Here is a 26425-nt window from a genome sequence, read left to right on the forward strand (position 1 = left end):
CGGTGGCGGCCGGTTCGTTCGCGTTGGCGGCGTTCGGCTTCGACGTGGGCGATGAGCTGGTGGACCGTGAGTGCGCCTTCGCCGCTGCCGGAGTGCTGAGGGCGGTGGGTGTTCCAGTAGATCGCGAGCAGGTAGAACGCGACGCCTGCGGTGATCATGATGATGCCGGGCAGTGCGGTGGCCATGTCAGTTGCTCCGTGCGGTCGTGGTGGTGGGCAGTTCCCGGGCGATTCGGTGCGCTTCGGTGTTGCAGCTGTCGCAGGTGGGCCACAGCCAGCCGATCTCGGAGTTGTCGGCGATGACCTGCTCCCGGCACAGCGTCGCCACGGAAGTCCCGCTGGGATAGGCCAAAGCTCCCTCGGGCCGCCGGTCAGTGCTCGCATGCCGCTGCCCAGCAGCAGGCACCCAGTGGAAGGGATATGGCTGGAAGACCTGCATGAACACCACTCCGGAATCGGATAGAAACTGGATCAATCAGGATCAGATCCAGCATGGTGGATCTGATCCAGTCGGCACAATCGCTCGTCCAGGCGATCATCGGCGCTCGATCGCGTACCTAGGATTGGTTCATGACCCGATCCAGGCCCGGCAACCCGAAGGCCCGCACGCTGGGCGCGGAACTGCGGAAAGCACGAGAAGAAGCCGGGATCGGCGTCCGGGAACTGGCGCGGATACTCGGCTGCGCGCATGCGTGGGTAACACGCAGTGAAGCGGGAACCCGCGTGGTTACAACAGAAGACGTAACGGCGATCGCGGTGGCGCTCGGTGTTCCGGGAGCAGAGCGGGAGAGGCTGGTCGAGCTCGCCCGCGAAGACGGCGGCCCGGACTGGCTGCGAACCGGAATCCCCGGCGTGCACCAAGACCTGGCGACGCTCATCCAGTACGAGCGCACTGCCAGTGCGATTGTTGAAGTTGCCCCGCTGGTCATTCCGGGCCTGCTGCAGACACCGGACTACACGCGGGCTGTCCTGGTCGACTGCTCACCCAGTGAGCTCGAAACACGTGCGGCTATGCGCGCCGCCCGGCGTGACATCCTCGGCAAGCGGAAGGCGCCGACTTTCGAGGCACTGATTCTGGAGAGTGTGCTGACGGCACCGCTCATCGCTGCCGAAGCGATGGTCGACCAGTACCGGCACCTGCAGAAGATCGCCGATCTCGACAATGTGACCATCCGAGTCATCCCGACGCAGCCGCCGCGTTGGATGCCTGCGCACAGCGGCCAGTTCATGCTGTTCGAGTTCCCGAAGGCGCCACCTCTGGTGCACTTGGAACATCTGGGATTCGCAGCGTTCCTCACCTCACCTGGTGTCGTAGCCACCTACGTGGATGCCGTAAGTACGCTCCGTGATGCATCGATGAGTCCGGAAGACTCGATGGAGTTCATCGCCGCCTGCATCGCCAGAGTTGAGGAGAACGCGCAGTGATGGAACAGCCAACTGGATGGCGCAAGTCTCGCTACTCAAGCAACAACACCGCATGCGTCGAGGTCGGTGCGTTAGCCGACGGTGCTGCGGTGCGCGATACCAAGGACCGTGCCGCCGGGTTCTTCGTGGCTGATCGTGGGCAGTGGTCGGCGTTCGTCTCGGCCGTGAAGGCCGGTCGGTTCGAGCGGTGATGTCGCCCCGACTCCGTCGGGGAAAGCGAAGGGCGCCTTCGATCCGGTTGTGCCGGTCGAAGGCGCCCTTCGGCTGTTTCGTCAGTTGCGCTTGGCGGTTTCGGCCGCTTCGGCCTGCTCCGCTTCAGCCCACTGCTTCGCCGTCGACTTCTCCGCGTCGTCCGCGGACTTCTCGTCGGCGTCCGACGTCTGCTCGTCCACATCGGACTCCGCCGCCGAGTCGGCTGCCGCCTCCGCAGGCTTCTCGTCGGCCTCCGCCTCCGGCGTCGCCGCCTCGGCCTCCGGCTCCGGTGCCTCCGCCGCCTCCGGCTTGGGGGCCGCTGCGGTGCGGACGTCGAGGAGGCGGGCCACCTCGCTGCGGAGGTGGACGAAGGTCTCCGACTCGCGGGTGGTGATCTGGTCGCGCTCGTCGCCGAGCGGGATCTCCAGGTCCGCCACCACGCTGGCCGGGGACTTCGACAGCACGAACACCCGGTCCGCCAGGTAGATGCTCTCGTCGATGTCGTGGGTGACCAGCAGGACCGTGCTGTCGAACTGCTTGCGCACCCGCAGCAGCAGGTCCTCCAGCTCGAAGCGGGTCTGGGCGTCCACCGAGGCGAACGGCTCGTCCATCAGCAGCAGGGCCGGGCGGCAGGCCAGCGCGCGGGCGATCGACACCCGCTGCTGCATGCCGCCGGAGAGCTGCCACGGGTACTTCTTCGCCGCCGCCGACAGCCCCACCCACTCGAGCACCTCGTCGGCGCGCTCGCGCCGCTCGGCCTTGCTCACGCCGCGGGAGCGCAGCGGGAACTCCACGTTGGATCGCACCGACAGCCAGGGGAACAGCGAGCGGCTGTAGTCCTGGAACACCACGGCCAGGTCCTCGGGCACGCCGTTGACCGGGGAGCCGTTGAGCTGCACCTTGCCGCTGGTCGGCTTGATCAGCCCGGAGATGGAGCGCAGCATGGTCGACTTGCCGCAGCCGGACGGGCCGACGATGCAGGCCAGCTCACCGGTGCGAACCTGGAAGGTCAGGTCGGCGATGGCCTGGTGGCCGTTCGCGCCCCCGTAGCGGTGGCCGAGCCCGGAGACTTCCAGCATGGTCTTGGTTTCGGTCTTCACGATTCAGCCTCCGACTACGTTCGCCGACGGTTGCCAGCTCAGCGCGCGGCGCTCCACCGCGAGCAGCAGGGTGTTCAGCAGGTATCCGAGCACGCCCAGCAGGACGATGCCCGCCCACATGGCGGGCAGGTCGAACGCCCGCTGGTCGAAGATCAGCCGGTAGCCGATGCCGTTGGTGGAGCCGACCAGCTCCGAGACGACCATCAGCACCAGCGCCAGCGACAGGCTCACCCGCAGCCCGGCGAAGATCTTCGGGGTCGCGGCGGGCAGCACCACGCCGAACACCCAGTGCGAGCGCGGGATCCGGAACGACCGGGCGGTGTCCACCTTGACCTGGTCGACCGAGCGCACGCCGTCCACCGTGTTGAGCAGGATCGGCCACATCACGCCGAAGACGATCACGGTGATCTGCATCTCGGTGCCGATGCCCAGCAGCACCAGGAACACCGGGACCAGCACCGGCGGCGGGATGGCCCGCATGAACGCCATCAGCGGTCCGAAGTAGTCCATCCCGGTGCGGGAGCGGCCGAGCAGCGTGCCCAGCCCGACGCCGACGACCACCGCGATCAGCCAGCCGGCGAACACCCGGCCGAGGCTGGCGAGCAGGTCGCTGAAGACCTCGTCGGTCAGGAACAGCGAGGACGCCGGTCCGCTGAACCACTTCTGGCCGGCGGCTTCCAGGATCCGCGTCGGCGGCGGGAAGAACGGGTTCTGCGCGAAGCGCGTCGCCAGCTCCCACAGCACGATCGCGATGATGAAGACCAGCCAGCGGCGCAAAAATCCCTGAACCTTGTTCACGCTGCCTCCCGATCGACCGTGCTCCAGCGCAGGCCGCGCTTGTGCAGCAGTTCCAGCGCCTCGTTGATCAGGTAGCCGATGATGCCCGCGACCAGCGTGCCCGCCATGACCAGGTCCATCCGGCCCGCGCCGGAGCTGGCGTCGAGCACGAAGTTGCCCAGGCCGCTGCTGCCGCCCGCCAGGAACTCGGTGCTGACCACCAGGATCAGCGCCACCGCGGCGGACATCCGGATGCCGGTGAGCACGAACGGCGCCGCGTTGGGCAGCGCCACGGTGAACATCACGCGACCGCGGCCGAGCCCGAACGAGCGGGCGGTGTCGACCATGACCGGGTCGATCTCGTCCAGCGCGTAGATGGTGTTGAACAGGATCGGCCACACCGCGGCGTACACCGCGAGCGTGATCTTGGTCTCCGGCCCCGCGCCGACCAGCACGATCGCCAGCGGGATCAGCGCCACCGACGGGATCGGGCGGAGGAACTCGATGATCGAGCGGGTGGCCACCCGGATGCTGCGGACGCTGCCCAGCAGCAGTCCGGCCGGGACGGCGATCGCGATGGCGATGCCCAGCGAGATCGCCCAGGCCAGCACGCTGGCGATCACGTCGAGCAGGAAGTTCCGGTCGCCGAGCAGCTCGACGAGCCTCATGAGCACTGTGGACGGTGGCGGAAAGTATTGCTGGGGAACGGTTCCGGACCAGCTGAAGGCTTCCCAGACGAGCAGGAAGCCCAGCAGCCCGAGCAGTCCCCGGAGTGTTTTCGTCATTTCCCGATATCAGCTCTGTGGTGGTGCGCCCGGCGGTTTTCGTCGGTGTGCGCGAATTGCAGCATTCGTGGTGGGAGGTGCGGTCCTCGGGGCGGACCTTGAACGGCGAACGGCAACGCGGTGCCAATTCCCGGGAAACCCCAGGAGAACCGGAGCGGGCGGGAGAGCGGAATCGCGCTCGGCGATTCCGCTCTCACCGCCGGTCGGTTCACGCCTTGGGGGTGACGATCATCTCTTCGACGTTGATGTCGGTGTTGATGAAGCCGAACTGCTTCATCAGGCGCGGCACGCGCTGCAGGCGGGTCGCGTCGGCGTGGGAGTTGAACTTCAGCAGCGTGATGATCGCCGCCGTCTCCTTGTCGATCTTCGCGAACTCCGGCAGCAGCGGCTCGATCTTGCTGCGGTCCTGCGCCTCGGCGACCGCGCGGTCCATCACCTTCTGGAACGCGGCGACGGTCTTGGGGTGCTCGTCGACGAACTTCGCGGTCGCGCCGTAGCCGGTCAGCGGCAGGTCCTCCAGCGGGCCGGTGGCGGTGTCGACCACCGGGATCGCGCCGTTGCGGGCGGCCATGGTGAGGAAGGGCTCGGTGACGATCGCGGCGTCGACGCGGCCCTGGTCCAGCGCGGCGGGCATGTTCATGAACGGCACCGGGGTGAGCTCGGCCTTGCTGAAGTCCACGCCGTGGGCGTCCAGGGTGGCCTTGACCAGCAGCTCGGTGATGGTGCCCGGACCGCTGATGGCGATCTTCTTGTCCGTCAGGTCCTGCGGCTTGCGGATGTTGGTCTTCGGCGAGGTCATGATCACCGTGCTGTTCGGCGTGGCCGAGGCGCAGTCGGCGACGATCCGCAGCGGCGCGGTGCCGCTGGCCTGAGCGGTGAAGAACGGCACGTAGCTGCTGTAGGTGATGTCGTAGTCGCCGCCGATGGTGCTGGCCAGCGCGGCGCTACCGTCGTTGGCGTTGACGATCTCGACGTTGAGGCCGACTTCCTGGAAGTAGCCGTTCTTCACGGCCAGGTGCAGCGGCGCCAGGTCGTTGATCGGCAGCGCGCCGACCCGCAGGTTCTGCTTCTCGACCAGGTCGTTCCCACCGCTGTCCCCTTGCGACCCGCCGAGGAGTCCGCAGCCGCTCGTACCCAGCAGCGCGCCGGCGGTGACGGCTCCGCCTGCGAGTTTCAGCAGGCTCCTGCGGGGGAGGGCGCGGTGGACGGGGCTCATGTGTTCCTCCTCGGATACGGGGTGCGACATGGTGCGAAAACCGCGCCGGGTTGTCCGGTGCGCGACAACCGAGCGCATGCATGCCCCTTGATGCGCTGTGTCCGGTTGGCGGTACCGATGATCACCGGCTGCTCAGATGCGGGTGAGGAGCAGTCGGCGCGCCCCCGGCGGTGCGGTGGCGGTGGCGGGGCACCCGAACTGTAGAACTTTCACTAAACGCCCACAACCAGCTGTAACTAGCTCGTTGTCACACTATTGGCCCAAATGTTGTTCATACCACTCGACCGTGTGATGAACGCCTGCGTTGGGGGCCTGACTTGTGACGCCCAGTTAAGTATAGTCTCGCCCGTCGAGGTGACTGGCCTCTTGCTTCGGGGGATGCACGTTGTGACCAGGGAGTGTGATGGCAAGCCCGGCTGACAGAGTCAGGGTCTGCGGCTGCTCGGCGCGAGCCGGGGAATCGTCGGCCCGCTCGTGGGTTCTCGGCGTGGCGACGCCGGTTCGCGGGCGCACTCCCAGCACGATGATCAACACCGCCGCGGAGCGGAGAGGTAGCCGTCCGTGGCGGTGACGCACATGTCCGCCGCAGCGCAGGAAACAGGGATGCTCAACAACGACCCCGACACCGGAGCCGATGCGCCCCCGGGAGCCACCCGCACCAAGAAGTGGTGGCTGCGCAACTGGCGCCTCCGGTACAAGATGGCCGCCGTCCTGCTCGTGCCGACGTTGGCCGCACTGGCTGTCGGTGGCATCCGCGTCTACGACGGCCTGACCACCCAGACCCGGCTGAGCACCATCGTCGAGCAGGTCGAACTCGCTCAGCAGGCCGCCGACCTCACCCACGAGCTCCAGCGCGAGCGCGACTTCGCGGTCGTGTTCACCACCGTCAAGGGCACCGCAGGCGGCCAGAAGGCGGCCGACGACTACGCGGCGCAGAGCCGCAAGGTCGACGAGGCCGTCTCGAAGCTGAGCGGTTTCGAGGCCCGCGTTGGCGAGTTCTCGCCAGAAGTTCGCGACTCGTACGAAAGCGCGATGCACCGCGTCGGCAGCCTCGGCGCCCTGCGCGGCACCATCAACGCGAACTTCACCAGCCCGCAGACGCTGGTCGTTTACAACTCGGTCGTCGACAACCTGCTGCAGATCAACCGCACGGTCGCCACGGCCGCGGTGAACACGCAGGTCAGCCAGACCGCGCGAGCCTCCGAGGCGCTGGGCCGGGCCAAGGAGCAGCTCGCCCAGCAGCGCTCGATCCTGCTCAGCGCCGCGCTGCGCGACCGGTTCCTCACCGGCCAGACCGAGGCGATGCGCGCCGCCGACGCCCGGTTCGAGGCCGCCTACAGCGAGTTCCTCAACTCCGCGAACCCCGAGCAGCAGGCCCTCTACGCGGCCCGCGTCGCCGGCGCCGCGGTCGACACCACCGAGCAGATCGAGCAGACCGCGCTGATCACCGCGGAACGCGACCAGTCCGCCTCGCTGGGCGTCCCCGCGCAGGACTGGGGCGCCGCCGCCGGCGAGCGGACCGACCTGGTGCGCTCGGTCGAGGAATCGGTGCTCACCGACTTCCACGAGGACGCCACCGAGCTGGCCGACTCCGCGTGGTGGGCGCTGATCCGCGACTCCGCCCTGCTGGCGCTGCTGCTGGTCGTCGCCTTCGGCGTGGCGGCGTTCATCGCCCGCTCGATGCTGCGCCCGCTGCGCACCCTGCGCTACAGCGCGCTGGAGATCGCCCAGCAGAGCCTGCCGGACGCGATCAGCCGGGTGAACGAGAACCCGAGCACGGCCAGCCAGGTCACCGTGCCGCCGGTTCCGGTGCACACCAACGAGGAGATCGGGCAGGTCGCCCGCACCTTCGACACGGTCAACCAGCAGGCGCTGCGACTGGCCTCCGAGCAGGCGCTGCTGCGGAACAACATCAACGACCTGTTCGTCAACCTCGCCCGCCGCAGCCAGACGCTGGTGCAGCGCCAGCTCTCGCTGATCGACCGGCTGGAGCAGGACGAGCAGGACCCGGACCAGCTGAGCAGCCTGTTCGAGCTGGACCACCTGGCCACCCGCATGCGGCGGAACAACGAGAACCTGCTGATCCTCGGCGGCACCGACCTCACCCGCCGGATGATGCGCCCGGTGCCGCTCAACGAGGTCCTCGGCGCCGCGGTGTCCGAGGTCGAGCAGTACGCCCGGATCGCCGTGGTGGACACGCTGGACCTGGCCATCCAGGGCCGCGTGGTCAACGACTTCGTGCACCTGGTCGCCGAGCTGCTGGAGAACGCCACGGTGTTCTCCAACCCGGACACCGAGGTCACCGTCCGCGCCGCCTACCGCAGGCAGGAACTCGTCATCGAGATCCGCGACCGCGGCGTGGGCATCGACGCCGAGGAGATCGACGACATCAACGAGCGGCTCACCCGGCCGCCGGAGATCGACGTCGCGGTGTCCCGCCGGATGGGTCTGTTCGTGGTCGGCCAGCTGTCCCGCCGCCACGACATCCGCGTCGAGCTGCAGAACAACGACGGCCTGGAGGGCGGCGCGACCGCCACGGTCCGGCTCTCCGGCGAATTCGTGGTGCAGATCACCCCGGACGGCCCGATGCCGATGCCCGACATGCCGCGCGGCCGGGGCGACGAGCGCCGCGACTCGCTCGGCGAGACCGGCACGCACCTCGGGCTGGCCGCCGCGTTCGGCGGTCGCTCCGAGCCGCCCACCGAGCGCGCCCCGCTGCCGCAGCTCAGCCTGGACCAGCCGACCGCCTTCACCCCGGAACCGGAACCGGAGCCCGAACCGGAGGAATCCGGCACCGAGCTGTCGACCCAGTACTCGGTGACGCTGTCCTCCGGCGATTCGTTCGGCGCCACCGACGTCCCCCGGTGGGAGGATGAACAGGCGCCCGCGGCCGACGACGTCCGCGCCGAGGAGTGGCCGAGCGCCGAGGTCCCCGACGGGCAGTGCGGGGTCCCCGCAAGCCCGGCCGATCTCTTCCACAGCCCGTTCGAGGCGGAGAAGACCGCGAAGTTCACCCCGACGGAGTTCCCGTCCGAGCTGGACGAACCGGCGCACAACGGCAGCGCGCTGAACGGGGCGACCCCCGAGCGCGCCGCCGACAACGGAACCCGGCAGGACGCGTTCCCGGACACCTTCGCCCGAGAAGGGAGCCCGGTCCAGGGCACCCCTGGCCCGTCGCCGGCGTTCGCCGACGACGAGCCGAGAGGGGCTTCCTGGGAGATGGACGACGCGCCGACGCAACGCCTGCCGATCTACGAAGCCGTGCTCTCGCAGTGGTTCCGCGAGTCCGACGGGGACGATTCGCCGCTGGGCGCCGAGGCCAAGCCGACGCCGCCCGCACCGTCCCCGGCCGCCGAGCCGGAGCCGGCCGCCGAACCGGTGGCCGAGCCCGTCGCGGAGGTCCCGCGCACCACCGCGCCCGACCCCGGCTGGGGCGGCGCCGACGTCGGCTGGAAGGCGGCCGAAGCGCTGCTGCAGTCGCCGGAGGTCCAGGAGACCACCGCGGCCGGGCTGCCCAAGCGGGTGCCCAAGACGAACCTGCTGCCGGGCTCGGTCACCCCGCGCTCGTCGCAGGCTCCGCGCCGCAAGCCAGCCGCCCCGCGCTCGGCGGACGCCGTGCGCGGCCGGATGGCCAACTTCCAGCAGGGTGTCAAACGGGGTAGGCACTCCAAGGCCGAACCGGTTTCCACCGAACCCCGCTCGAATCCGAGCCGTCCCGAGGAGCAGGAGTGAACGGGTCCGTGCAGCAACCGATGAGCAGCAACAGCTTCAGTTGGCTGATCACCGACTTCGTGCGTCGGGTTCCCGGCGTGGCGCACTCGGTGGTCGTGTCCGCGGACGGCCTGCTGCTCGCCGGATCACAAGGTTTGCCGCGGGACCGCGCCGAGCAGCTTTCCGCGGTCGCGTCCGGTCTGGTCAGCCTCACGCAGGGCGCCGCGCGCTGCTTCGAAGCCGGCGAGGTGACCCAGACCGTGGTGGAGATGGAGCAGGGCTACCTGTTCCTGATGTCCATCAGCGATGGTTCCTGCCTGGCCGTGCTCGCCGCGCCCAACGCCGACATCGGGCTGGTCGCCTACGAGATGACCCTGCTCGTGGAGCGGGTCGGGCGGCAGCTCACGCCGGAACTGCGCGCGCAGCTGCAGGGCATGGGCCGCCGGTGACTCCGGCTGGAGAACGCTGAGGGGAGCTCGCCATGACCACCGGTTCCGAGCCCAGCTGGGACGGTGACCTGTTCCGCCTCTACAACAAGAGGCTGAGCGCGGAGTCCTGGCAGGACGACTTCGTGGACGACGCGTCCGGCCAGAACTCCGATTCGCTCGGCGGCTACGACCGGGCGCTGTTCGGCGGCCCCGGAGCCGACCTGTTCGGCTCCGGCTACGACTCGTCCGCGGAGGTGCCGGCCCGGCCGCGCCCGACCGACGGCGGCGGCCCGCCTTCGGTGTCCATGCCGTCGATCTCGCAGTCGATGTCCCCGATCTCCCAGTCGATGCCGTCGATCTCGCAGCCGATGGCGCCGATTTCGCAGTCCATGCCGTCGATCTCGGGATCGATGCCGGCGATCCCGAGCATCGACGGGCCGGAGGACGACGGGCTCGACAGCGGTTCGCTCGTGCGGCCTTACGCCCGCACCAGGGGGCGGACCCGCACTGATTATGATCTTGCTATCGAAACGCTGGTCACCACCAGCGAACGCGGCCGCACCCAGGCGGCCCAGTCCAGGTCCGAGCACCGCTCGATCTCCGAGCTGTGCCTGGAAGCCCGCTCCGTCGCCGAGGTCGCCGCGCACCTGCGCCTGCCTCTGGGCGTGGTGCGCGTGCTGATCGGCGACATGGCCGACACCGGCCTGGTTCTGATTCACGACAGCGGCATGGTCGTCGGCGATCGGCCGTCCATGGAGTTCTTGGAGAGGGTGCTCAGTGGGCTTCGCAGGCTCTGATCCCCGCACGACGCCCGGCGGCCGGAAGACCTCGACGAAGATCGTGGTCGCCGGCGGGTTCGGCGTCGGGAAGACGACTTTCGTCGGCTCGGTCTCGGAAATCGTGCCGCTGACCACCGAAGCGGTGATGACCGAGGCCAGCGTCGGGGTCGACGACCTCAGCGCCACGCCGGGCAAGGTCACCACCACGGTGGCGATGGACTTCGGCCGCGTCTCGCTGGACTCGGAGCTGATCCTCTACCTGTTCGGCACCCCCGGCCAGCACCGGTTCTGGTTCATGTGGGACGACCTGGTGAAGGGCGCGATCGGCGCGGTGGTGTTGGTCGACACCCGCCGCCTGGCGGACGCCTTCGCATCGATCGACTTCTTCGACGACCGCGGCCTGCCGTACATCGTCGCGGTGAACACCTTCGACGGCGTCATGCACCACCGCATGGAGGACGTCCGAGAGGCGCTGACCATCGACCCGTCGGTGCCGATGATCAGCGTCGACGCCCGGAACCGCGAGAGCACCAAGCAGGCGCTGATCGCCCTGGTCACCCACGCCATGCGCCAGCGCATGGCCACCACGGCCCAGTAGCACCGTCGACCAGCCGGGCGCAGGCGGTCCGCAATTTCAATTGAAATCACACATCCGATTTCAATTGAAATTGCGGATCTACGGCGTGTCGGGACGCGACACGCCGGTGCCGGTGGACGACTTCGGCAATTTCAATTGAAATTTGACGTTAAATTTCAATTGAAGTTGCGTACCGACGGACCGCGCGGCCGGACGGCGCCGGTCCGGACAGACCTCACGACCGGACGGACCTCACGACCGGACGGGTCTCGTGACCGGACGGGTCTCGTGACCGGACGGGTCTCGTGACCGGACGGGTCTCGTGACCGGGTGGGGCTCGTGGTCGGGTGGGGCTCGTGACCGGACGGTCCGGGTGGTCGGGTGGTTAGTCCTCGACGACTGCGACGGTCATGATGCGGTGGAGCGGGTAGTGGCCGAGCTCCTCGCTCGTGGTGTCCACTCCTTGGAGCACTCCGCCGCCGACGCTGACCGGGCGGACCACGCGCTCGCTGCGCACGCCGCGCGTGTCCACGAAGCCCAGCCACACGCTCCGGCGCTGCCGCGCCGCGTCGCGCAGCAGCTGCAGCGTCGCTTCCGCGCTCGGACGCCCGCGCTCGGGGCTCACGGCGCTGCCGCGCCGCGCCGCTCCCGCGCGGTCTCCCGCGCGCAGCTGCGCCACGAGCTCCGCCAGCTGCTCCGCGCTCGGGCGCGCGATCGCCGCCGGCGCTGCCGGGCGGCTCTTGCCGCGCACTCGGCGGCCGCTCTCCCGGAGGTCGAGGACGTTGCCGTCGGGGCCTTCGGCCACCGGCGTGAATCCCGCCGCTCGCAGGGTTTCCACCACGTCGGCCAGCGGTAGCGGGCTGACCAGGACGGTGGGCGCGATGCGGCGCAGTTCGAGCTCCTCGCTCGCCGGTTTGGCCATGATCTCGGCCAGCAGCAGCGGATCGTCGCAGCGCAGGAAGGCCGCTGCGGTGCCCGCGCGGAGGCGGCCGTGGCGGCGGGCGACGTCGTCGATCAGGTAGGTCAGGGCCTGCGGGATCGGCGTCCGCGAGCGGTTGCGGAACAGCGCGTGCAGGTCGTCGGCGGTGTAGCCGGCGTCGAGCGCGCGGCGGACGCTGGCGTCGCTGATCCGGTAAACCGTTGCGCTGCCCGCGGATTCGACGTCGGCGACGAGCTTCATCTCGATGGCCAGGTCCGGTTCGAGGCGTCCCGGCGCGACCACCGTCAGGTCGGCCTGCACCAGCACGTGGTCCAGCGGTTCGGGCAGCGCGTCGGCGAGCAGCCGAGCGGCTCCGGCCGCGCCGTCGGCGAGCAGTGCGCGTCCGGCGCTGGTCAGCGCGTGCAGCGCGACGATGCCGAGCGCGGTCGCCTCGGCGAGGATCCAGCGCACCAGATCGTCGCGCAGTCGGCCGCCGCGGCGCGGGGCCCGCCAGGCGAGCACGGCTGCGACGTCGTCGGGCCGGGCGCCGTGACCACCGGGCAGCTCGTCCAGGTAGTCGAGGACGCGGCGGCGGTCCTTCGGGGCGAGCGGGCGGCGGAGGTCTTCGGACAGCGGCCCGAGCAGGCGGTCCTTCTCGTCGCGGGCGCCGATCAGGCCGGGCAGCCGCGGCAGGTCGAGCCAGGCCTGCGCGAGCGCGGCCCAGCGCTGCTCGGGCGGGGAGGCCAGCCAGGTGTCGGACTGGTAGGTCGGCACCCACTGCGGTTCGGCGGCTTCGCTGTTGGCGATGAGGTTGGCCGCGACGGCGAGTTCCACCAGCAGTCCGAGCCGCGCCTCGTCGACCTCGATGGTCTTGGCGGTGCGGCGCAGCTCGCGCACTCCGACGCCGCCGGAGCGCAGCACGTCCGGCGGATCCTCGCCCCAGGCGTTGAGCAGGTCTTCGACGTGCCGCAGCAGCTCCAGCACCTCGCCGCCGCCGGTGCTGTCCACCGTCGACCGGTCGGAACCGGTCAGGTCCGGGATCGGCTCGTCCGGCTCGACCTCGCCCATCGGGTGATCCCCGCGCACGGCGAGCGCGAGCTGCCGGGGCAGTTCGACGGTCTCGGCGTCGCGCCGCAGCAGCAGGCCCTTGGCCAGCAGGCGCTGCACCGGGTTCGTCGCCTGCTCGAGCGTGACGTGCTTGGCGGCGTCCTTGGTCTTGCCGACCGGCGAGCCGGCGGCGAGCTTGCCGACCAGCCGTCGCTCCTCCTCGTCGAGATCGGCGAGCGCGGCCTTCGCGGCGTCCTCGGTCAGGTGCTCGGCCCGGCGGCCGAGCCCGGCGGGGAAGTTGGGCAGCACCTCGCGCGCCGCCGACGAGATGGCCAGCTCGTCGTCATCGCCCCACGTCAGCGCCAGGCGGCGCAGCCGCTCGACGGCCCGCCGAGCCTGCTGCGGAGTGATCTCGCCGCCCAGCATCCCGGCGACCGCTTCCAGCGGAACCGGCTTGAGATCGGCGTCGAGCAGCACCAGCGCTTCGAGGGTGGAGAGCGCGAAGGAGTCCAGGTCTTCGCAGGCCCGCGCCACCGACGAGCGCACCCCGACGCGCGTGGCCAGCACCGAGGTGTCGGCGGGCGGCGGCGTCGCGAGGTCCGGGCGAGCGCGCAGCAGCGCCACGAGGGTCTCGTCGCCGCGTTCCCGCAGCCATTCCGCAAGCGAAGACATCCCCACCACGATACCCAGCACTACGCCGGTTCCGAGCCCTAGAAGCTGCACTGACGAACCCGTTCTGCGTGGCGGTGCGGGTTCAGCGCCCTGGACGCCGGGAGGTCCGCTACGCGGCGAGCGGGCTGTCCTCGTCAGGCGAGCGCCGAGAACCCGCAGCGGTGGCCTGAGCGGCTGCGCCGCTTTGAAGATCGAAAACAGGTCGTGGAGGTCCGCCGGACTATGGGCATGCACACCCTTGGATGAGGTTGACCACCACATCCGGCAAACTGGACCTGCACCGTTAGCCGGAATGCACAGGAGGACGACGTGGCCGGCAAGACCAACAAGGACCGCATCGACCCGACGTGGCCGCAGGTCACCGACGGGGAGCACGCGGTGAGCGAGTTCTGGGCCGACAAGCAGGGTGCGGAGTCGCCGTTCGGCAGCACCACCTTCCCGCTCGACCAGGACGTCGTGCCCTACGTCCACCCGGTCACGCGCATCAACAAGTAATCCGGGTTGTCAAGGGCAACTCAGGAGTAACCGGCCGGACGTCGCTCACACTCGGGAAAGTTTTAGGATTTTTCGTGCTGGGTGAAGTTCTGGTCGTTCAGCAGGCCCGCAGGGCTTGCATCCCGGATGAGCGATCCACTCCGGCGGTCGGCGGACCGCCGGAGAACGGCGCCCGACAAAGTCCATAGCCGTACCGCTCGACAGGGGTGTGCCATGCCGGTTCCAGGTCCGGGTTATTCGATCACCGTGCGCGTCGAGGCTCCGCCGTCGACGACCGCAGCGGGCGATCTGACCAGCGCGATCGGTCGCGCGGGCGGAGTCATCACGGCGTTCGACGTGGTCGAGTCGCACGCCGATCGCATCGTCGTCGACATCACCTGCAACGCGCGGTCCGCCGACCACGCCAACGACCTCGCCGAGGTCCTCGACGCGCTGCCCGGCGTCCGGATCCGCAAGATCTCGGACCGCACCTTCCTGATCCACCTCGGCGGCAAGATCGAGGTCAACTCCCGGGTCGCGCTGAACAACCGCGACGACCTCTCCCGCGCGTACACGCCGGGCGTCGCGCGGGTGTGCACCGCCATCGCGGAGAACCCGGAGGACGCCCGCCGCCTGACCGTGAAGCGCAACGCGGTCGCGGTGGTCACCGACGGTTCGGCCGTGCTCGGCCTCGGCAACATCGGCCCGGAGGCCGCGCTGCCGGTGATGGAGGGCAAGGCGGCGCTGTTCAAGAAGTTCGCCGGCGTCAACGCCTGGCCGGTGTGCCTGGACACCCAGGACACCGAGGAGATCATCCGCGCGGTCGAGCTGATCGCCCCGGTCTACGGCGGCATCAACCTGGAGGACATCGCGGCCCCGCGCTGCTTCGAGATCGAGGCCCGGCTGCGCGAGAAGCTGAACATCCCGGTCTTCCACGACGACCAGCACGGCACCGCGATCGTCGTGCTCGCCGCGCTGCGCAACGCCCTGCGCGTGGTGGACAAGGACATCGCCGACTGCCGCATCGTGGTGTGCGGCGTGGGCGCGGCCGGTTCGGCGATCATCCGCCTGCTGCAGCACAAGAAGCCCGCCGACATCATCGCGGTGGACATCGACGGCATCGTGCACACCGGGCGCGGCGACTCCGACCCGAACCTGCAGTCCATCGCCGCGGGCACCAACAAGGACGGCCGCACCGGCGCGCTCTCCGACGCGGTGCGCGGCGCGGACGTGTTCATCGGCGTCTCGGCGCCGAACCTGCTGACCGCCGACGACGTGTCGACGATGAACGCCGACTCGATCGTCTTCGCGCTGGCCAACCCGGACCCGGAGATCGACCCGCTCGAGGCGCAGAAGCACGCCAAGATCGTGGCGACCGGCCGCAGTGACTACCCGAACCAGATCAACAACGTGCTGGCGTTCCCGGGCGTCTTCCGCGGTCTGCTCGACGCGCACGCGCACCAGATCACCGACGACATGATGATCGCGGCGTCCAACGCGATCGCCGACGTGGTCGACGGCGAGCGCCTCAACGCCTCGTTCATCGTCCCGAGCGTCTTCGACTCGGCGGTCTCCCCGGCGGTCGCCGAGGCGGTCAAGAAGGCCGCGCTGGCAGCCAAGTCCGGCGAACCGTCCGCCGAGGGCGGCTCGTCCCTCCCGTGGAGCATGGCCGAGGACATCGACTTCTGACCGGTTCTCGTCGAAGGTCCCCTCCCGTCAACGGCGGTGGGGGACCTTCGCTTTTCCGGGCGGGTTTCCGGGTGCTCTAGGCTTCGGGGCATGGCGCAGGAAGAGCTCACGCACGTCGACGAGACCGGTGCTGCCCGGATGGTCGACGTGTCCGCGAAGGAGGCCACCGCCCGCCGGGCCGTCGCCACCGGGGTGGTGCGGACGACGGCCGAGGTGATCGCCCTGCTGCGCCGCGACGACCTGCCCAAGGGCGACGCGATCGCCACCGCCCGCATCGCGGGCATCATGGCGGCCAAGCGGACGCCGGACCTGATCCCGCTGTGCCACCCGATCGCCATCTCCGGCGCCAAGGTCGAGCTGGAGCCGGGCGAGGCGGAGGTCCGGATCACCGCGACGGTCAAGACCACCGACCGCACCGGGGTGGAAATGGAAGCCCTGACCGCGGTCGCGGTCGCGGGCCTCGCCCTGCACGACATGATCAAGGCGGTCGACCCGTCGGCGACGCTCGACGAGATCCGGGTGGAGCGCAAAGAGGGCGGCAAGACCGGCACCTGGACCCGCGAGTCCTGACCGCACACAGGAGGTCTCCATGACGAGGACGGCACGGGTGATCGCCGCGTCCAACCGCGCCGCGGCCGGGGTGTACCCGGATCGCACCGGGCCGGTGATCGTCGAGTGGCTGCGCGGTCGCGGGTACGAGGTGCCCGAGCCCGTCGTGGTGCCCGACGGCGACCCGGTGGGCGAGGAGCTGCGCCGCGCGGTCGCCGACGGCGCGGACGTCGTGATCACCACCGGTGGCACCGGGATCAACCCGAGCGACCGCACGCCGGAGGTCACCGCGGCGGTGCTGGACTACCCGATCCCCGGGCTCGCCGAGGCGATCCGCTCCGCCGGACTGCCGCAGGTGCCGACCGCGGTGCTCTCCCGCGGCTTGGCCGGCGTCGCCGGGCGCACGCTGATCGTGAACCTCCCGGGCTCGCGCGGCGGGGTCAAGGACGGCCTCGGTGTGCTGGACGGAGTGCTGGAGCACGCCGTCGACCAGCTGCACGGCGGCGACCACGCGGCACCGGCCCGAGCGGCGGCGGAGGTCCTGCGGGCCGACGTGACCGAGCAGGTGATCGACGTCGACGAACTGGCCCGCTCGGTCGAGCACCGCGCGGCGGGCGCGGTGGTGACCTTCGGCGGCGTGGTGCGCGACCACGACGGCGGCCGCGGCGTGCAGGAGCTGGAGTACACCGGGCACCCGAGCGCCTCCGAGGTGATCGCCGAGGTCGCCCAGGACATCGCGGCCCGCTTCGACGGCGTGCGCGCGCTCGCCGTCTCGCACCGCATCGGCCTGCTCAAGATCGGTGATGTCGCGCTGGGCTGCGCGGTGGCCGCCGAGCACCGCAAGCAGGCCTTCGCGGCCTGCTCCGAGCTGGTGGACGAGGTCAAGCGGCGGCTGCCGATCTGGAAGCGCCAGGTCTTCGACGACGGCGCCGAAGAGTGGGTCAACTGCCCCTGAAGGCGCGGAGGGTGGCGTCGACCAGGGCGTCGGCGAAGGCTTCGTCGAGCGCACCCGAGCGCGTCAGCCAGCGCTGGGTCAGCGGCGCGTAGAGGAAGTCCAGGACCAGGTCCAGGTCGGCGTTCGGGTCGAGCTGGCCCGAGTCCTGGGCGCTGCGCAAGCGCCGCTTCTTCGCCTCGCGCATCGGCGCTTCCATCTTCTCGCGGTAGGCCGCGGCCAGTTCCGGATCGCTGATGATCTCGGTGTGCAGCGCCCGGATCGGCGCTTCGAACCCGGGGTCGGCGAACTCGGCCACCGTCGCGCGCAGCACGGTCTTGAGGTCGGCTTCGAGGTCGCCGGTGTCGGGCAGCGCGATCTCGCCGTCGTCCGCGCCCTCGCTCAGCGACAGGATCGAGTCGAACACCACCGCGCCCTTCGACGGCCACCAGCGGTAGATCGTCTGCTTGCCGACGCCCGCGCGGGCGGCGATCGCCTCGATCGTCAGCTTGGCGTAGCCGACTTCGCTGACGAGTTCGCGCGCGGCGGTCAGGATCGCCGTCCGGGACCGCTCGCTGCGCCGGGTGGTGCTGGGGCTCTTCTCCTGGGCCATGGGCACACCCTAACCCAAAACGAGACGTTCCGTCTTGACACGATGCCGACCGCGGTGCATGCTCGTCCCAACAACGAGACGAACCGTATCGTCTCGGACGGGAGAAGATCATGCGCACCAGTTCACCCCGCACCTGGTTCATCACCGGCGCCGCTCGCGGCCTGGGTCGGGCCTTCGCCGAAGCGGCGCTGGACGCGGGTGACCGCGTCGTCGGCGTCGCCCGGGACGTCGCGCCGCTGGACGAGCTGGTCGCGGCCAGCGACGGCCGGTTGGTCGCGTTCTCGCTGGACGTCTCGGACCGCCCGGCGGTCTTCGCGGGCGTCGGGCGGGCGGTGGCCGCGTTCGGCGGGCTCGACGTGGTGATCAACAACGCCGGGGGAGCGATCCTCGGCATGCTCGAAGAGCTCACCGAGGAGCAGATCCGGACGCACCTTGACACCAACTTCTTCGGCGCGCTCTGGGTGAGCCAGGCGGTCGTGCCGCACATGCGGGAGCAGGGCTCCGGGCACATCCTCCAGGTCTCCTCGATGGGCTCGGTCGGCGGTTTCGCGTCGACCGGCATCTACAGCGCGGGCAAGGCGGCGCTCGACTCGATGAGCGCGGCGCTGGCGATGGAGGTGGAGCGCTTCGGGATCAAGGTGACGATCCTCGGGCCGGGCGGCTACCGGACCGACCTGTTCACCCGGGGTCTGACGATGGCCGAGGGGCACGAGGCGTACGCCCCGCTGCGCGAGTGGCTCCAGGGCATGTGGGCCGAGTCGGAGGACTTCGACCCGAAGCGGGCGGCCGAAGTGGTCGTGGAGGTGGTGAACATGCCCGAGCCCCCGAAGCACCTGATCCTCGGCTCGGCGGCCTACGACATGGTCGAGGGCATGAACAACGCCTACACCGCGGAGCTGGCGAAGTGGGAACACCTCAGCCGGAAAGCCGAGTGACGGCCGGGAATGACCAGGGGGAGAGGGCTCGACCTCTGCGCAGCAGTGCGCAGTGACTGCGGCGCATGCCCGGCACCGAATTCGAGGTGTCGCATGCGCCCCCAGGCGCACAGCCCACCCTCGGCGCTTGCCACAACATGACGGAACCCCCACCGCTGGGGGCGTGCGGTGGGGGTTCCGAGAGGGGTGGAGCACGTGCCGTGTCGGGGGTACGACACGTACTCCTCGCCGACCGGCTCAGCCGGCCGACCAGATCACTTGATGTCGAGCTGCTGGCCCGGGAAGATCAGGTTCGGGTCGCTGATGACGTCCGAGTTGCGCTCGGCGATCTGCTGGTAGCTGACGCCGAACTGCTGACCGATCTTGCTCAGCGTGTCGCCCAGCTGGACGGTGTAGTCCCCGCCGCCGGTCTTCACCGTGGTCTTCGGGGTCGTCGTCTTCTGCGTCTGGGTCTTGGTCTGGGTCTTGGCGGTGACCTTCTTCTGCGTCACCTTGGTGCTCGTCTTGGTGCTGCCGCTGGCCCAGTTGGTCTTCGCGGTGCAGCCCGGCCAGGCGTTGGCGCCCTGCGCGGCGAGAACCTTCTCCGCCACCGCGATCTGCTGCTCGCGGGTGGCCTGGTGGGCGCTGCTGGCGTACTGGGTACCACCGAAGGCGGCCCAGGTGGACTGGCTGAACTGCAGTCCGCCGTAGTAGCCGTTGCCGGTGTTGATGCTCCAGTTACCGCTGCTCTCGCACTGCGCGAGGGTGTCCCAGTCGGCGGCGTTGGCCATCGGGGCGATCGCGATCGGGGACGCGACCACCGCGCCGGCGACGGCGACGCGGGCAACGGTGCGGCTGGTATTGGAAGGCTTGCGGTGCTTGCCCTTGTAGCGAGCCATGATCCTCTCTCCTGCCGCGCCTGCGAGGTCAGCTGTCGGGTTCGGGCTGAGAGGCAGCCCGGCCGGCTCGGGGGAACCGGCTTCACCCCTAGGGCTTCGGGGAGCCCGGGATTGGGTCCCCCGCCCCTGTCCGGTGTTTCTCGTTTCGGGGGTCGGAAGCCCGCCGGACAGGGTTCGGCGCTGCGGGCTTCCCGCTCTTGCTGATCGGTTCGGGGCCGACCGAGGAGCGACACTACGTAACCGGCGGGGAGATCCCAAATCTTCTTGCCTGTGACGCTGGTCACGTAACAAGTGGGACGGGTGCTTCGATCCGAGCTCTTTTTGCTGATCAGAGCGTTGTTATCAAGTCGTTTCCTTGTCGAGATCGATCACCGTCGGTGAGGCGTGGGTCACCACATCGCTCTCCTACGGCCACCTCCGCCGCACTCGCTCGCGCCACCCGGAGGGGTGGCGTTCCGGCCCGGGCGGGCGTGCGCGGACGTGCGAAAGCGATCACGAACAAGGTTCGCGTCGGTGCGGAGGGTAGCGATCAGCGTCGCTGGATCAGGCTCGCTTAAGGCTGTCGAAGGACGCCGCTTCGGCAGCAAGATCGACATCGGCGGCGATGATGCCGAAATGTCACCTGAAAGGGAATGTACGACACGCCAGGCCATGTTGTATTCGCGCACGCGCGCGCCCGCACGCGTGCGCAGTAATAAGGTGTCGGATCGCCGCGGTTCAGCCGCCTGCGAACGGCGGCAGCACGTCCAGCGTCGCCTCCGCGGGCACCTCGGCGAGCCGGTCCCGGACGGCCACGCCGTCGAGCAGGAAGCTGCAGGCGGGCAGCACCTTCGACAGCCCGTCGCCGTGCAGCTCCAGGACGGCCGAGATGACGTCCGAGACGGTCGCCGGACCGGCCAGTCGCACCGTCTCCTCCGGAACTCCGGCAGCGGCGCGCGCGCCCGCGAAGTAGCGCACCTGCACCGCGGTCTCGACCTGTTCCGCCCACGTCGTCATCGGCTCAGCCTCCGATAGCGCTCATCGGCCGCGACGGCTGCGCGAACTCGCCCGAGTCCATGCCGTGCCCAGCGGCTTTCGCCCACATCTCGCCCTGCCACAACCGGATCAGCTCCGCGTCGTCGGCCCCGGCGCGCATCGGCCCGCGCAGGTCCGTCTCCATCGTGGAGAACAGGCAGGAGCGGAGCTGTCCGTCCGCGGTGAGCCGGGTCCGGTCGCAGGCGGCGCAGAACGGCCGGGTGACCGAGGCGATCACGCCCACGGTGGCCGGCCCGCCGTCGACCAGCCAGCGCTCCGCGGGCGCCGAGCCGCGCTCGGCGACGTCCGGGCTGAGGTCGAACTCGGCGCGGAGCCGCTCCAAGATCTCCTCGGCGGTGATCATCTGCGAGCGGTCCCACTCGTGCTGCGCGTCCAGCGGCATCTGCTCGATGAACCGCAGCTGGTAGCCGTGCTCGATGCAGTAGCGCAGCAGGTCGCCGGCCTCGTGCTCGTTGATCCCGCGCATCAGCACCGCGTTGACCTTGACCGGTTCCAGCCGCATCCGCTTGGCCGCGGCCAGCCCGGCCAGCACGTCGTCGAGCCGATCGCGCCTGGTCAGTTCCTTGAACACCGCGCGGTCGAGGGTGTCCAGCGAGACGTTGACCCGGTTCAGCCCGGCGCTGACCAGGGCTTCGGCGTGCTCGCCGAGGTTGATCCCGTTGGTGGTCAGCGAGGTCTTCGGGCGGCTGGGCAGCGCGGCGGTGGCGCCGATGATCTCCACCAGGTCCTGCCGCAGCAGCGGTTCGCCGCCGGTGAAGCGGACCGCGGTCACCCCGAGCTCCTCGACGGCGATGCGGATCAGCCGGTTCATCTCGGCGGTGTCGAGCAGTTCCGCGCGCTTGAGCCACGGCAGGCCCTCGGCGGGCATGCAGTAGGTGCAGCGGAGGTTGCACTTGTCGATGAGGGACACGCGCAGATCGGTGGCGATCCGGCCGAACCGGTCCACCAGCTGCGGGGTGTCCGGACGTGCGGACGTGTCCATCGTGCGGCGCACGAACGGGATTCCCAGCTCCACCGCGGTCACCCCACGACCCTAACGCGCCGGACCGACGAATTTCGAACTCGGGAACGCATTTGTGCGGACAGCCGAACGCGCTCTGCCCAGCGCGTTCCCGGCTCGGAGGAAGCCACGAAGCTGATCGAGAATCCGGATTCGCGGTGCGCTGCCCTGGATTGATCCGCAGCTGCGGAAGTATGGTCCTCCTCGTGCCGCACTATCGGATTGCCGAAGCAGCCGGGCTGCTCGGCGTCAGCGACGACACGGTGCGCCGGTGGGTCGACGGCGGACAGCTGCGGGCGCAGCGGGACTCCGCCGGGCGGCTCGTCGTCGACGGGGCCGAGCTCGCCGAGTTCGCCCGCGACCAGGCGCGCTCCACGCCCGACCCCTCCGGCGTCGGCCGGTCGGCCCGCAACCGGCTGGTCGGCCTGGTCACCGAGGTGCTCTCGGACCGGGTGATGTCCCAGGTGGAGATGCAGTGCGGGCCGCACCGGGTGGTGTCGCTGATGAGCACGGAGGCGGTGCACGAGCTCGGCCTGCGGCCGGGAGTGCTGGCGGTGGCCGTGGTCAAGTCGACCAACGTCGTGGTGGAGACGCCGGGAGAGGCATGATGCCGAAGCTCAAGTCCTGGAGAAGCAGGAGACCGCGGGGTTCAGCTGGCGCCGGTTGGAAGGCGCCGCAGGCGCATAACCCACCCTCGCAACCGGCACCGCCGCGGGTTCTCAGCGGTCGTCTGGCGAGGACAGCTCCGACGCCGTGCATTGGCCTGCAGCAGGAGGAGATCCCGCAGTCCAGGCGGGCGCTGAGGTTCCGCTATCCGCACCGCTACGCAGAACGAGTCGTGCATTCCTCAAAGGTCGTCGCCGGAGCGCTGCTGGCGCTGGTGCTGCTGGCCGGGTGCGGCCAAGCCGGTTCGGAGCAGCAGCGCACGTTGACCGTGCTGGCCGCGGCGTCGCTGACCGAGTCCTTCGACGAGCTCGGGGACCGGTTCACCGCGGAGCATCCGGACGTGCGGGTGCAGTTCGACTACCAGGGCTCCTCGACGCTGGCGGAGCAGATCGAGCAGGGCCGGCCGGCGGACGTCTTCGCCTCGGCGGACGAGAAGAACATGACCAAGGTGCGCGACCTCGTCGGCGCTCCGCAGACCTTCGCGACCAACCAGCTGACGATCGTGGTCCCGCCCGGCAACCCGGGGGGCATCACCTCGCCGGCCGACCTGGCCGGTGATCACGCCGTGGTGGTGTGCGCGCCGGAGGTGCCGTGCGGTTCGGCGACGCGGAAGGTGACGCAGGCGGCGGGCGTGCAGATCAAGCCGGTGAGCGAGGAGAACGACGTCAAGTCGGTGCTGCAGAAGGTCGTCGCGGGCGAGGCCGACGCCGGGCTGGTGTACGTCACCGATGCGACGGCGGCCGGGGAGAAGGTGCAGGTCATCGACTTCCCGGAGGCGCGGCAGGCGGTCAACGCCTACCCGATCGCGACGGTGAGCGGTGCTCCGGAGCCGGAGCTGGCGGCGCAGTTCGTCGAGTTCGCGCGCGGCCCGGTCGGCCGCGAGATCCTCACCCGCCACGGCTTCGGCACCCCATGACCGACCCGCAACTTCCATTGAAATCGAAGACGCAATTTCAATGGAAATCACCTCGTCGATTTCCATTGAAATTGCGCTCCACCCAGGTCCCGGTGGTGCTGTGGGTACCCGCGCTGCTGGCCCTGGCACTGGTGATGCTGCCCGTCCTCGGGCTGCTGACCAGGGTCGATCCGGCCGAGCTGCCGCGGCTGCTGCTCAGCCCGGCCGCGCTCGACGCGCTGCGGCTGTCGGTGGTCACCGGGCTGATCGCCACCGGACTGTCGCTGTTGCTCGGCGGCCCGCTCGCGCTGGTGCTGGCGAGATCCCGGATGCGCGGACTGCGGGTGCTGCGCGCCTTCGTGCTGCTGCCGCTGGTGCTTCCGCCGGTGGTCGGCGGTCTGGCCCTGCTCTACCTGCTCGGCCGCACCGGGCCGCTCGGGCAGCTGCTCGACGTCGTGGGCGTCCGCCTGCCGTACACCACGGCGGCCGTGGTGCTGGCCCAGACGTTCGTCGCGATGCCGTTCCTGGTGGTCGGGCTGGAAGGCGCGCTGCGCACCGCGGGCGGCCGCTACGAGCAGGTCGCCGCCACGCTGGGCGCCGGGCCGTGGCTGACCTTCCGGCGGGTGACCGTGCCGCTGGTGCTGCCCGCGCTCGGATCGAGCCTGGTGCTCACCTTCGCCCGCGCGCTGGGCGAATTCGGCGCGACGATCACCTTCGCCGGTAGCTTGCAGGGCACCACCCGGACCCTGCCGCTGGCCGTCTACACCACCGCCCAGTCCGATGTGGACGCCGCGGTGGCGATGTCGTTGTTGCTGGTGGTGGTGGCCCTGGTGGTGATCGTGGTGGCCCGGCCCAGAGCGGTGGAAGGACGGCTGTGAGCGGGTTGCGGACCGACGTCGAGCTCCGCCGGGCGGAGTTCGCGCTGCGCGCCGAGTTCGACGTCGCGCCCGGCGAGGTGCTGGCGGTGCTCGGCCCGAACGGAGCGGGCAAGTCGACGCTGCTGTCGGTGCTGGCCGGTCAGCTGGTGCCGGACCGGGGCCGGGTCGAGCTCGACGGCGTGCCGTGGCTGGACACCGAGCGCGGGATCGCGGTGCCGACCCATCGCCGGGGTGTCGGGCTGCTCGCGCAGAACGCGCTGCTGTTCCCGAACCTCACCGCGCTGGAGAACGTGGCCTTCGGCCCGCGCGCGGCCGGGACGAGCAAGGCGGAGGCGCGGGAGATCGCCGCGCGATGGCTGTCCGAAGTGGACGCCTCGGAACTCGCCGGGCGGCGGCCGGGCCAGCTCTCCGGCGGCCAGGCGCAGCGCGTAGCGCTGGCGCGAGCCCTGGCGGCCGAGCCGAAGCTGCTACTGCTGGACGAGCCGCTGGCTGCCCTCGACGTGGACGCCGCGCCCGCCATGCGCGGCCTGCTGCACCAGGTGCTGGGGCGTCAGGAGAAGCCGACCGTGCTGGTCACCCACGACGTGCTGGACGCGGTCGTGCTGGCCGACCGCCTCGTGGTGCTGCTCGACGGCTGCATCGTGGAGCAGGGGCCGACCCGCGAGGTGCTGTCCCGCCCGAAGGAGCCCTTCACCGCGCGCGTCGCCGGGCTCAACCTGGTGCCGGGAGTGGCCCGGGCGAACGGCGTCGAGTTCGGCGGCACCGTGCTCAGCGGCCGGATCGCAGAAGACGTCGACCAGGGACGACCGGCGGCGGCGGTGTTCGCGCCCGCCGCGGTGGCGGTGCACCGCGAGCCGCCGGGCGGCAGCCCGCGCAACGCGCTACGGGTGCGGCTGGCCGGGCTCGAGCCGCGCGGCGACGTCGTGCGGGTGCGCGGTGTGGTGCGGGACTGCTCGCTGGCCGCCGACATCACCCCGGCCGCCGTCGCGGACCTGCGGCTCAGCCCCGGTGACGAGGTATGGCTCGCCGTCAAGGCGGCTGAGGTAGCAATCCACCCGCTATCCGGAGGATCATCTGGGGCGTGACTGAGCCTTCCCCCTGGACCTACCTGATGGACATGGACGGCGTTCTCGTCCACGAGGAGCACATGGTGCCCGGCGCCGACGCCCTGCTGGCGGCGCTGCGCGAGAACGAGGTCCCGTTCCTGGTCTTCACCAACAACTCGATCTACACCCCGCGCGACCTGCGCGCCAGACTGCTGCGCACCGGGCTGGACGTGCCGGAGGAGGCGATCTGGACCTCCGCGCTGGCCACCGCGCAGTTCCTGGAGAATCAGCGCCCGGGCGGCTCGGCCTACGTCGTCGGCGAGTCGGGGCTGACCACGGCGCTGCACAACATCGGCTACGTGCTCACCGACCGCGACCCGGACTACGTCATCCTCGGCGAGACCCGCACCTACAGCTTCGAGGCGATCACCAAGGCGATCCGCCTGGTCGAGGCGGGTGCCCGGTTCATCGCCACGAACCCGGACGAGAAGGGCCCGAGCCGCGAGGGCACGCTGCCCGCCACCGGCGCGGTGGCCGCGCTGATCGAGCGGGTCACCGGGCGCGCGCCGTACTACGTCGGCAAGCCGAACCCGCTGATGATGCGCTCGGCGCTGCGGCACCTGCGGGTGCACTCGGAGAACACGCTGATGATCGGCGACCGGATGGACACCGACGTGCGGTCGGGCCTGGAATCGGGGCTGAAGACGATCCTGGTGCTCTCCGGGATCTCCGACGAGACGACCGCCGAGCTGTTCCCGTACCGCCCGACGAAGGTGGTCGGCTCGGTCGCCGAACTGGTCGACAACGTCCTGGACCCGTTCAGCTCCTGACCGGCTGTGGGGACTGTTCAGTCGTCCATGGTCCGTGAGTACTTTGTGGGGCTCTGGCGCCACAACGTACTCACGGCACTTGACCAGCGGAAACCGCGACGGACGGCTAGCGGTGGGTGGCGGCCTGGTGCGGCAGGTCGACGGCGATGGCGCTGGTGACGTGGTTGAGCTCGTCGGCCATCCGCTCGGCCGCGTCCCGCGCCAGCTCCGCGCGCCGGCTCAGCGAGCCGGACCAGTGGCGCTGCGCGGCGGCCAGCCGGTCGAGCAGGTCGGCGTGCAACCGGAGCCGCTCCACCGCCGCCCAGTCCGCCGTCCCGGGGTGCCGGAAAGCTCGGTCGATGGCTGCTGCGATGCGCTCCAGCTCGAGTTCGGTGATCAC

At 70.2% G+C, this 26425-nt stretch carries 27 protein-coding genes, 1 pseudogene and 1 riboswitch; of the genes and pseudogenes, 16 read left to right on the top strand and 12 right to left on the bottom strand.

Features of this window, described 5'->3' with window-relative positions:
• Both C4T78_RS35030 and C4T78_RS35035 read right to left on the bottom strand, forming a co-directional pair.
• Nucleotides 1–185 (bottom strand): annotated as a pseudogene (locus tag C4T78_RS35030) (hypothetical protein); the annotation flags it as partial.
• A 1-nt stretch (nucleotide 186) separates the two neighbouring features.
• The gene (locus C4T78_RS35035; RefSeq protein WP_093358930.1) at nucleotides 187–438 is read right to left on the bottom strand and encodes an HC3 family zinc finger protein; all 252 of its coding nucleotides are present in this window, start codon (nucleotides 436–438) and stop codon (nucleotides 187–189) included.
• A gap of 131 nt (nucleotides 439–569) precedes the next feature.
• Between C4T78_RS35035 and C4T78_RS35040 the strand changes: the two genes are divergently transcribed.
• Both C4T78_RS35040 and C4T78_RS35045 read left to right on the top strand, forming a co-directional pair.
• Nucleotides 570–1424: a helix-turn-helix domain-containing protein gene (locus C4T78_RS35040; RefSeq protein ID WP_093358914.1), complete on the top strand. Its 855-nt coding sequence runs from the start codon at nucleotides 570–572 to the stop codon at nucleotides 1422–1424.
• On the top strand, nucleotides 1424–1615 hold the full coding sequence (locus tag C4T78_RS35045; RefSeq protein ID WP_093358928.1) for a DUF397 domain-containing protein: 192 nt from the start codon (nucleotides 1424–1426) through the stop codon (nucleotides 1613–1615). Before C4T78_RS35040 ends, C4T78_RS35045 begins: the two co-directional genes overlap by 1 nt.
• Before the next feature lie 81 nt (nucleotides 1616–1696).
• Here the strand turns inward: C4T78_RS35045 and C4T78_RS35050 are convergent, their stop codons facing one another.
• The 4 genes from C4T78_RS35050 to C4T78_RS35065 all read right to left on the bottom strand — a co-directional run bounded on the left by C4T78_RS35050 (nucleotide 1697) and on the right by C4T78_RS35065 (nucleotide 5494).
• A complete protein-coding gene (locus C4T78_RS35050; RefSeq protein ID WP_235863916.1) occupies nucleotides 1697–2695 on the bottom strand; it encodes an ABC transporter ATP-binding protein in 999 nt (332 codons plus the stop codon).
• A gap of 24 nt (nucleotides 2696–2719) precedes the next feature.
• On the bottom strand, nucleotides 2720–3514 hold the full coding sequence (locus tag C4T78_RS35055; protein ID WP_093358912.1) for an ABC transporter permease: 795 nt from the start codon (nucleotides 3512–3514) through the stop codon (nucleotides 2720–2722).
• Entirely contained in the window at nucleotides 3511–4278 is a 768-nt protein-coding gene (locus C4T78_RS35060; RefSeq protein ID WP_093358910.1) for an ABC transporter permease, read from the bottom strand. Before C4T78_RS35060 ends, C4T78_RS35055 begins: the two co-directional genes overlap by 4 nt.
• Before the next feature lie 208 nt (nucleotides 4279–4486).
• Nucleotides 4487–5494, bottom strand: a complete 1008-nt coding sequence (locus tag C4T78_RS35065) for an ABC transporter substrate-binding protein (protein ID WP_093358908.1) — start codon at nucleotides 5492–5494, stop codon at nucleotides 4487–4489.
• A 603-nt stretch (nucleotides 5495–6097) separates the two neighbouring features.
• Here C4T78_RS35065 and C4T78_RS35070 point away from each other — a divergent pair.
• From C4T78_RS35070 to C4T78_RS35085, 4 genes are read left to right on the top strand one after another with little or no spacing between them, the layout of a single operon-like run.
• Nucleotides 6098–9226: a sensor histidine kinase gene (locus C4T78_RS35070; protein ID WP_093358906.1), complete on the top strand. Its 3129-nt coding sequence runs from the start codon at nucleotides 6098–6100 to the stop codon at nucleotides 9224–9226.
• Nucleotides 9227–9246: 20 nt separating this feature from the next.
• The gene (locus tag C4T78_RS35075) at nucleotides 9247–9654 is read left to right on the top strand and encodes a roadblock/LC7 domain-containing protein (RefSeq protein ID WP_175548002.1); all 408 of its coding nucleotides are present in this window, start codon (nucleotides 9247–9249) and stop codon (nucleotides 9652–9654) included.
• A gap of 32 nt (nucleotides 9655–9686) precedes the next feature.
• Nucleotides 9687–10430: a DUF742 domain-containing protein gene (locus C4T78_RS35080; protein WP_093158316.1), complete on the top strand. Its 744-nt coding sequence runs from the start codon at nucleotides 9687–9689 to the stop codon at nucleotides 10428–10430.
• Nucleotides 10411–11010, top strand: a complete 600-nt coding sequence (locus tag C4T78_RS35085; RefSeq protein WP_093158312.1) for a GTP-binding protein — start codon at nucleotides 10411–10413, stop codon at nucleotides 11008–11010. The genes C4T78_RS35080 and C4T78_RS35085 overlap by 20 nt, the downstream gene beginning before the upstream one ends.
• 364 nt (nucleotides 11011–11374) lie before the next feature.
• On the opposite strand, the gene C4T78_RS35090 is transcribed toward C4T78_RS35085, so the two are convergent.
• Complete coding sequence (locus C4T78_RS35090) at nucleotides 11375–13633, bottom strand: helicase-associated domain-containing protein (protein WP_177247852.1); 2259 nt, start codon at nucleotides 13631–13633, stop codon at nucleotides 11375–11377.
• Between the two features lie 303 nt (nucleotides 13634–13936).
• On the opposite strand from C4T78_RS35090, the gene C4T78_RS35095 reads away from it, so the two are divergent.
• From C4T78_RS35095 to C4T78_RS35110, 4 genes are all read left to right on the top strand, one after another.
• Nucleotides 13937–14122 (top strand): hypothetical protein, encoded by a 186-nt coding sequence (locus C4T78_RS35095; protein WP_093158309.1) that lies wholly within the window; start codon nucleotides 13937–13939, stop codon nucleotides 14120–14122.
• 213 nt (nucleotides 14123–14335) lie between these two features.
• Nucleotides 14336–15790: an NAD-dependent malic enzyme gene (locus tag C4T78_RS35100; RefSeq protein WP_093358904.1), complete on the top strand. Its 1455-nt coding sequence runs from the start codon at nucleotides 14336–14338 to the stop codon at nucleotides 15788–15790.
• Between the two features lie 90 nt (nucleotides 15791–15880).
• Nucleotides 15881–16360 carry a cyclic pyranopterin monophosphate synthase MoaC gene (gene moaC, locus C4T78_RS35105; protein ID WP_093358902.1) on the top strand — a complete coding sequence of 160 codons (480 nt, stop codon included), beginning with the start codon at nucleotides 15881–15883 and terminating at the stop codon, nucleotides 16358–16360.
• A gap of 19 nt (nucleotides 16361–16379) precedes the next feature.
• Entirely contained in the window at nucleotides 16380–17294 is a 915-nt protein-coding gene (locus C4T78_RS35110) for a molybdenum cofactor biosynthesis protein MoaE (protein WP_093358900.1), read from the top strand.
• On the opposite strand, the gene C4T78_RS35115 is transcribed toward C4T78_RS35110, so the two are convergent.
• Nucleotides 17281–17883 (bottom strand): TetR/AcrR family transcriptional regulator, encoded by a 603-nt coding sequence (locus C4T78_RS35115; protein ID WP_093358898.1) that lies wholly within the window; start codon nucleotides 17881–17883, stop codon nucleotides 17281–17283. The two genes, C4T78_RS35110 and C4T78_RS35115, sit on opposite strands and share 14 nt — an antisense overlap.
• A gap of 110 nt (nucleotides 17884–17993) precedes the next feature.
• On the opposite strand from C4T78_RS35115, the gene C4T78_RS35120 reads away from it, so the two are divergent.
• The gene (locus C4T78_RS35120) at nucleotides 17994–18818 is read left to right on the top strand and encodes an SDR family NAD(P)-dependent oxidoreductase (RefSeq protein WP_093358896.1); all 825 of its coding nucleotides are present in this window, start codon (nucleotides 17994–17996) and stop codon (nucleotides 18816–18818) included.
• Between the two features lie 254 nt (nucleotides 18819–19072).
• On the opposite strand, the gene C4T78_RS35125 is transcribed toward C4T78_RS35120, so the two are convergent.
• The 3 genes from C4T78_RS35125 to moaA all read right to left on the bottom strand — a co-directional run bounded on the left by C4T78_RS35125 (nucleotide 19073) and on the right by moaA (nucleotide 21755).
• Complete coding sequence (locus tag C4T78_RS35125) at nucleotides 19073–19696, bottom strand: transglycosylase family protein (RefSeq protein ID WP_093358894.1); 624 nt, start codon at nucleotides 19694–19696, stop codon at nucleotides 19073–19075.
• Between the two features lies 1 nt (nucleotide 19697).
• Nucleotides 19698–19842, bottom strand: a riboswitch (cyclic di-AMP (ydaO/yuaA leader).
• Nucleotides 19843–20413: 571 nt separating this feature from the next.
• On the bottom strand, nucleotides 20414–20692 hold the full coding sequence (locus tag C4T78_RS35130; RefSeq protein ID WP_093358892.1) for a MoaD/ThiS family protein: 279 nt from the start codon (nucleotides 20690–20692) through the stop codon (nucleotides 20414–20416).
• Between the two features lie 4 nt (nucleotides 20693–20696).
• A complete protein-coding gene (gene moaA, locus C4T78_RS35135; RefSeq protein WP_374703926.1) occupies nucleotides 20697–21755 on the bottom strand; it encodes a GTP 3',8-cyclase MoaA in 1059 nt (352 codons plus the stop codon).
• A gap of 182 nt (nucleotides 21756–21937) precedes the next feature.
• On the opposite strand from moaA, the gene C4T78_RS35140 reads away from it, so the two are divergent.
• The 5 genes from C4T78_RS35140 (at nucleotide 21938) to C4T78_RS35160 (ending at nucleotide 26046) form a co-directional block, all read left to right on the top strand.
• A complete protein-coding gene (locus C4T78_RS35140) occupies nucleotides 21938–22339 on the top strand; it encodes a TOBE domain-containing protein (protein ID WP_093358923.1) in 402 nt (133 codons plus the stop codon).
• Nucleotides 22340–22569: 230 nt separating this feature from the next.
• The gene (gene modA / locus C4T78_RS35145; RefSeq protein ID WP_235863912.1) at nucleotides 22570–23313 is read left to right on the top strand and encodes a molybdate ABC transporter substrate-binding protein; all 744 of its coding nucleotides are present in this window, start codon (nucleotides 22570–22572) and stop codon (nucleotides 23311–23313) included.
• 134 nt (nucleotides 23314–23447) lie between these two features.
• Nucleotides 23448–24170 (top strand): ABC transporter permease, encoded by a 723-nt coding sequence (locus C4T78_RS35150; RefSeq protein ID WP_235863914.1) that lies wholly within the window; start codon nucleotides 23448–23450, stop codon nucleotides 24168–24170.
• Nucleotides 24167–25255, top strand: a complete 1089-nt coding sequence (locus C4T78_RS35155; RefSeq protein WP_093358885.1) for a sulfate/molybdate ABC transporter ATP-binding protein — start codon at nucleotides 24167–24169, stop codon at nucleotides 25253–25255. The genes C4T78_RS35150 and C4T78_RS35155 overlap by 4 nt, the downstream gene beginning before the upstream one ends.
• A gap of 26 nt (nucleotides 25256–25281) precedes the next feature.
• Nucleotides 25282–26046, top strand: coding sequence for an HAD-IIA family hydrolase (locus tag C4T78_RS35160; RefSeq protein WP_177247854.1), 765 nt, complete (start codon nucleotides 25282–25284; stop codon nucleotides 26044–26046).
• 106 nt (nucleotides 26047–26152) lie between these two features.
• On the opposite strand, the gene C4T78_RS35165 is transcribed toward C4T78_RS35160, so the two are convergent.
• Nucleotides 26153–26425: a hypothetical protein gene (locus C4T78_RS35165; protein WP_177247851.1), complete on the bottom strand. Its 273-nt coding sequence runs from the start codon at nucleotides 26423–26425 to the stop codon at nucleotides 26153–26155.

Source organism: Saccharopolyspora kobensis, assembly GCF_900108315.1.
Lineage (GTDB): Bacteria > Actinomycetota > Actinomycetes > Mycobacteriales > Pseudonocardiaceae > Saccharopolyspora > Saccharopolyspora kobensis.

Excerpts from the sequence above, each read along its gene's own strand:
- C4T78_RS35080 (WP_093158316.1), top strand. The coding sequence starts at position 9,687 with ATGACCACCGGTTCCGAGCCCAGCTGGGACGGTGACCTGTTCCGCCTC.
- C4T78_RS35100 (WP_093358904.1), top strand. The coding sequence starts at position 14,336 with ATGCCGGTTCCAGGTCCGGGTTATTCGATCACCGTGCGCGTCGAGGCT.
- C4T78_RS35110 (WP_093358900.1), top strand. The coding sequence starts at position 16,380 with ATGACGAGGACGGCACGGGTGATCGCCGCGTCCAACCGCGCCGCGGCC.
- C4T78_RS35045 (WP_093358928.1), top strand. The coding sequence starts at position 1,424 with ATGGAACAGCCAACTGGATGGCGCAAGTCTCGCTACTCAAGCAACAAC.
- C4T78_RS35050 (WP_235863916.1), bottom strand. The coding sequence starts at position 2,695 with ATGCTGGAAGTCTCCGGGCTCGGCCACCGCTACGGGGGCGCGAACGGC.
- C4T78_RS35150 (WP_235863914.1), top strand. The coding sequence starts at position 23,448 with ATGCTGCCCGTCCTCGGGCTGCTGACCAGGGTCGATCCGGCCGAGCTG.
- C4T78_RS35060 (WP_093358910.1), bottom strand. The coding sequence starts at position 4,278 with ATGACGAAAACACTCCGGGGACTGCTCGGGCTGCTGGGCTTCCTGCTC.
- C4T78_RS35115 (WP_093358898.1), bottom strand. The coding sequence starts at position 17,883 with ATGGCCCAGGAGAAGAGCCCCAGCACCACCCGGCGCAGCGAGCGGTCC.
- C4T78_RS35035 (WP_093358930.1), bottom strand. The coding sequence starts at position 438 with ATGCAGGTCTTCCAGCCATATCCCTTCCACTGGGTGCCTGCTGCTGGG.
- C4T78_RS35125 (WP_093358894.1), bottom strand. The coding sequence starts at position 19,696 with ATGGCTCGCTACAAGGGCAAGCACCGCAAGCCTTCCAATACCAGCCGC.
- C4T78_RS35160 (WP_177247854.1), top strand. The coding sequence starts at position 25,282 with ATGGACATGGACGGCGTTCTCGTCCACGAGGAGCACATGGTGCCCGGC.
- C4T78_RS35065 (WP_093358908.1), bottom strand. The coding sequence starts at position 5,494 with ATGAGCCCCGTCCACCGCGCCCTCCCCCGCAGGAGCCTGCTGAAACTC.
- C4T78_RS35040 (WP_093358914.1), top strand. The coding sequence starts at position 570 with ATGACCCGATCCAGGCCCGGCAACCCGAAGGCCCGCACGCTGGGCGCG.
- moaC (WP_093358902.1), top strand. The coding sequence starts at position 15,881 with ATGGCGCAGGAAGAGCTCACGCACGTCGACGAGACCGGTGCTGCCCGG.
- C4T78_RS35120 (WP_093358896.1), top strand. The coding sequence starts at position 17,994 with ATGCGCACCAGTTCACCCCGCACCTGGTTCATCACCGGCGCCGCTCGC.
- C4T78_RS35070 (WP_093358906.1), top strand. The coding sequence starts at position 6,098 with ATGCTCAACAACGACCCCGACACCGGAGCCGATGCGCCCCCGGGAGCC.
- C4T78_RS35130 (WP_093358892.1), bottom strand. The coding sequence starts at position 20,692 with ATGACGACGTGGGCGGAACAGGTCGAGACCGCGGTGCAGGTGCGCTAC.
- C4T78_RS35075 (WP_175548002.1), top strand. The coding sequence starts at position 9,247 with ATGAGCAGCAACAGCTTCAGTTGGCTGATCACCGACTTCGTGCGTCGG.